Origin of the sequence: Vibrio sp. 1F263, from assembly GCF_041439035.1 — a bacterium.
GTDB classification, from domain to species: Bacteria; Pseudomonadota; Gammaproteobacteria; order Enterobacterales; family Vibrionaceae; genus Vibrio; species Vibrio tasmaniensis_A.
In genome coordinates this window covers 1-3,137 of record NZ_JBGONI010000096.1, presented here as the reverse complement: position 1 = coordinate 3,137, position 3,137 = coordinate 1, and the positions used below count along the sequence as shown (strand labels likewise).

Sequence of the window (3,137 nt, the reverse complement as noted above, 5' to 3'; positions counted from 1 at the left end):
CGTCGTTTTGCCATTTCAACTCTCCTTTGGGTTGGAGAGTTGATCTTATTCTTCGCGCTGAAAGATTAGAATGCGGGGTTTATGGCGCGCTTACAAATGAGTTATAGGTACTTCTAAATTAGCTATGAACGGATAACTTTTGGTATTAAAAATTTACTTGGTGAAATATCTAGTCTTACTGGTGTAGCTCAGATAGCACTGGAGCAAGAAGAGGCGACATTGGAAGAGAAGGGGACTAAAATTCGAAGAATTTCGAGGTAATAATGTCCCCAGTTCAATATTCCCCTGCGAAATGGAGAGTTTTTATTTTATGACTTCGCTGCCGCAACTCCTTGTATATAGCCAGCGAATGAAGCTACAAATGACTTTATACTTGTTAATTGACTAACATCACTGTAGTGGTTTGTATCTCTCTGGCTCAACACAACTGACGCCGCTGTGTACAGCTGCTTTTGCATCATGCGCTTGCAGAGTAAATCGAAACGCCCTATCGGTGGCAAAGTATCAATGCTAGGGAATGTTCCATCCTTTTTCTTGACGTAAGTTATATCTCGCAAAGTAGGGTCTTGCATGAACTCTGTCATCACACGAAAATGCTTCATAGAAACTCGCACCGAGGAATTTGCAAACGGGCAATCCTCGACCAAGATGATGTAACCAGTAAAAAGTTTCACAAGCCCTTCAAAGGCATCTTCAGCATAAGCTTCTTTAATATCAACACCGCTACCGGTGACTTCCTCAACTCGATTATTGGAGTTCTTACCAAAGTTATTAGAGCCTGTCTCAGGAGAATCGGCAATTGACTTCATTTCGATTGCTGCTATCAACGTATTGCCATCAAAAACGAGCAAATCCCAATTCTTTGTAACCCGAAAAAAGCCCGGCACAGTTGCCCCAGAACCCGTAACGAACTTAGCGTTCGGTAATCCATTGGTTTGTACAACCCACTTTAACAAATCCTCAAACTTGTCTAATGTTTGACCACTTCGAACGCCTTTAGTCTTTCGTACATGCCAGAAACTATCGACAGCATCTTCAACTTTTTTCTTGTAACCAACAATCTCTGCCATCTTATCCCCCAAGTAACGCCCTGTGATTATTATCTAATTCATAGAGTTCAATAATTAGCTCTATGTTATTACTACTATTGTTCATTCCCGCATCAATAAGGCGGCCCCTCAAACCTTCACTTAGAGAGCCCCATCTTGGCAAACGGAGCTTCCTCAAATGCTGAGCCTGATACCTCATATATCCACCAGAAATCTTGGTGCTATATGTGGATATAAATAATTTGGTCACATCCGACATCAACACAAACTTCAGCGCATGAAGGTTCCATCCATCGGATCGAATATAGTAAATTGAGTTGTTTGGATGATATACGCCTTCGTCTACCACCACTACTGGATCGCTTGCAATATCAGGAATCAATAGCTTTGCCTCTGCCGCCCTATCTTCGTGAATCTTATCAATAGTCTTGTACCAACAATCTGGATTTTTTTTCGCTACATGCCGACCAGATAGAATCTCCTTATGTGAACGAAGGTATTCATTGAGAAGCGGGAAGTTTTCAATGTCGATGACTCCACCATTATGATATGTGTTAATGATGTATTTACCCTTCCAGTTTACAATGCCGTTCTTAATTTCGGCCGCTGTAATTACAGGCAAAAGACGATCAGGCTCGACGTTTACCTCGTCCATATCGACGATATAAACCTTATTTGAACCAGTGGCAGCACCAATACTTACGTTACAGCCAGCCTCTTCCAGTGTAGGGAAGTGATTTTCAATATGGTGAATCAACCTTACCTGATCAGGGCTACAAACTAGCCAAGGCTTGTCACCATTAACAATACCTTTCCTCAGTTGAATCGTAGAGCTAATACCACTTATCGCACCAACAACCTCTTTTGCTTCTGATGCAGAGAAAGAACTTCCATGAATGAGAGCTACACTATCAGATTTAGCCTTTCTTATCTGTGTAATGGCAGGATAAGTCATTACATCCGTTGTGAATGCGTCTACTCCATACAGGTCAATAAATAGCTCTAGCCCATACTGCTCAGAAATAAGCTTACGGAGACCTTTGCCATACCGATTCTTAGTCCAGCGGTCTGTACAAATGAAGGATAAGGCTCCTTTAGGCCGCAGTAAGCTGAGTGATTTTTCATAGAACGGTATGTATAGATCGGCACGATCTGTCATACTCACAAAGCGAGAGCGATACTCTTCAAGTAGTCTCTTAGGAATCTCTTCGACACGAACATATGGCGGATTACCAACGATATGTGTAAACCCACAGGGAATATTATCCAGAAGAAAGTCACTGTTTTTGAACCAACTGTTTTTTAGTAATTCGGCATCTTTTTTACTAACGCCGTGCTCCAACAACAACTCCCCGACGCGCATTTTCGTAATTTCTATACTTTCCGCCACCAAGTCAACGGCTAGGAGTTTTCCCACTAGATTCGGAACAACCTGATCAGTTGGTGCTCGATTCAGTAGCCTCTTAACGATAGCAACCACGAACTCACCTTCACCGCACGAAGGCTCTAGGACTCTGACTTCTTTGTTCCATAACTCCCCATTAAGACCCATACAATCTAACATGAAATCAACAACTTCAGGCTTTGTATAGATCTGACCCTTGTTCTGTTCTGAGTGTTCCCAGTTGGCTATTGCCTTAGTTAGTTGTTCATCTTTTATATGGAATGCATTTGCGTTGGCTCGCATTAAGGAGTTCCTTCGAGGATATATCGGTAATGGTGGAGTAGAAGACAACATTCTATGTAGATCTAGGTAAGAAGTTAAGTAAATTGTGAGCTTACGAGAAGATGGCTTATATGAGTATAAAGGAGTGGCTCTAGCCTTGTATCTGAGCCTGATGGGTTAAATATTCGACTAGTAATTCCAAGGTAAGAACTGTTGTGGGCTCGCCTTAACCTAATTTTACATTCGCTCAAACATATTAAAGTAATCCAGCATGTAAAGGACTCCCCATATTGCTCATCTACATGCAGAGCTCCCCATCTCAAGGTATGTATGAACCAGTATTGTCGATGTTTGTATTAGATTTTTTGGCTCTTCTCCGCTTAGATGAGTCTATAAATTAACAATAAAATCAATAAAGCATT

Annotated in this window: 2 protein-coding genes; both read right to left on the bottom strand. The window is 41.5% G+C overall.

Going from position 1 to position 3,137, the window contains the following annotated elements:
- Positions 1 to 308: 308 nt before the first annotated feature.
- Positions 309 to 1,070, bottom strand: coding sequence for a PaeR7I family type II restriction endonuclease (locus ACED25_RS23125; protein ID WP_371696231.1), 762 nt, complete (start codon positions 1,068 to 1,070; stop codon positions 309 to 311).
- Between the two features lies 1 nt (position 1,071).
- Positions 1,072 to 2,736 (bottom strand): Eco57I restriction-modification methylase domain-containing protein, encoded by a 1,665-nt coding sequence (locus tag ACED25_RS23120; RefSeq protein WP_371696230.1) that lies wholly within the window; start codon positions 2,734 to 2,736, stop codon positions 1,072 to 1,074.
- Positions 2,737 to 3,137: the final 401 nt, after the last annotated feature.